Raw genomic sequence first — 1,597 nt, 5'->3', positions numbered from 1 at the left:
TGTATTTTATTGGAATTGTGTTTATTCTTTCTGCAATCAATATAATAATCAATTTTAAAGCACGTATCTCAGCATTAGTACTTGCTGGAATTTTAGCTTTGTTAACGATAATTGTTTATTTACCTGACTTTTTACATAGCAAAACCAATATTGGCGATATGGCTATTTTTATTGGGGGTGCATTACTTATTGCAGGAATATCAAAAAAATGAGTAATACTAAACCGCCATCAAGATACTGAAAATAAAACATTTCTTTTCGCCCTGTTTTTATTCAAAAAATTATTCCGTAGCCACAGCTATGCAAGAATTTTGTGAAGAAAAACAAAACAAAAATAATTTATTTTCTTAATCAGCATCTTAATAGCGGTTTAGTATAAGGTTATAATTTTTCTGGACTAAATAGTGTCTCTAAGAAAACTCTGCAAAATTAGATTCCTATCTTTTTGCGATATTTTTATCTTTCTCAACTCACTGATGCTAAGGCATCGCCTCGTCTCAAAAAATAAAAATCTCATCAAAAATCTTAGAAATCATAAAATTTGATAGTTTTCTTAGAGGCACTAAATAATTGAAAATTTATAGTTTGCATTGTGCAAATTAAAATATTTTTCAGTAAAAGAGAAACTCTCTACATTGCTATTTCTAAGTGTATCATAAAAAATTAAGATGCCTTTTACGTTAATCATCCTCTTTCAAAGGATTAAATTTATAGATAATACCGAGTGAAAAAGGCATCAAATGATTGTATTTATGTTTAGGATTTTTGGATAAATTAAAATCACTCCTTGCTTCAATAATCAACCATTTTACTTTATAATTTATAGAACTGGTAATTACAGGGTATCCATAATCACCATTTAATCGATAATTCAAAGCTTCATTGTGGCATATCCACCCTAAGCCCAAACCCAAATACAGTTCATTTTTTTGTGGTTTGCTAAGATTATAAGCAACTTCAATGTAATTAAGTGTACTATAGTTCTTTATAATATGTTCGTCTAAATAATAAGGAGTGCCTGAGCTATCAACTTTATATAGTTTCTTCCCAACTAAAAGAGTTATGTCATTACGCAAATTTACTTGAAACTTGTTATCAAAATTCAAAGAAAGCCCCATGATAGGACCTGAATAAGAATCAAACAGCATATATTTTAAGCCTATATCAAATGATAGGTCTATGTTTTTCTTATTCGTTTGTGAATAATTTACAAGACTAAATAAAAGGAGCAACAAAAGAAATATATATTTTTTCATAATTTTTATTCTTTAAATTCAACATCAATTCGCCATTTTTCATAAGTGGTTAAATCAGTACGATTTAAAATATCCAGTTTAAAAGTTTGATAATATTCATGTCCAAAAAACATCTTACAAAAACAAATGCTCGTTAGAGAACTTGGGTCAGCAAAAATATCTTTAATCCCTGAGTACCAATCATATTCAAAAGTAACTATATATTCTGAGCTTACATTTGAAATTTCTTTATTAAAACAAGATATTCATACAATATCCATTAAATATCAAATGAATATAATAATCGTAAACCAAAAATAAGTGCATCACCTTTAAAGAATGTTGCTGAATTATCATTTGAA

Annotated in this window: 2 protein-coding genes; one reads left to right on the top strand and one right to left on the bottom strand. The window is 27.6% G+C overall.

Annotated elements, in window-relative coordinates; genetic code table 11:
- The coding region (locus U9R42_14490) for a hypothetical protein (protein ID MEA3497232.1) at window positions 1-212 on the top strand (212 nt) is incomplete at its 5' end.
- 468 nt (window positions 213-680) lie between these two features.
- Here U9R42_14490 and U9R42_14485 read toward each other — a convergent pair.
- Window positions 681-1,256, bottom strand: coding sequence for a hypothetical protein (locus tag U9R42_14485; GenBank protein ID MEA3497231.1), 576 nt, complete (start codon window positions 1,254-1,256; stop codon window positions 681-683).
- Window positions 1,257-1,597 lie beyond the last annotated feature (341 nt).

Source organism: Bacteroidota bacterium, from assembly GCA_034723125.1.
Classification (GTDB): domain Bacteria; phylum Bacteroidota; class Bacteroidia; order CAILMK01; family JAAYUY01; genus JAYEOP01.
This window is presented reverse-complemented; position numbering and strand designations above follow the sequence as displayed.

Coding starts and splice junctions, on each gene's coding strand:
- U9R42_14485 (MEA3497231.1), bottom strand. CDS start 1,256: ATGAAAAAATATATATTTCTTTTGTTGCTCCTTTTATTTAGTCTTGTA.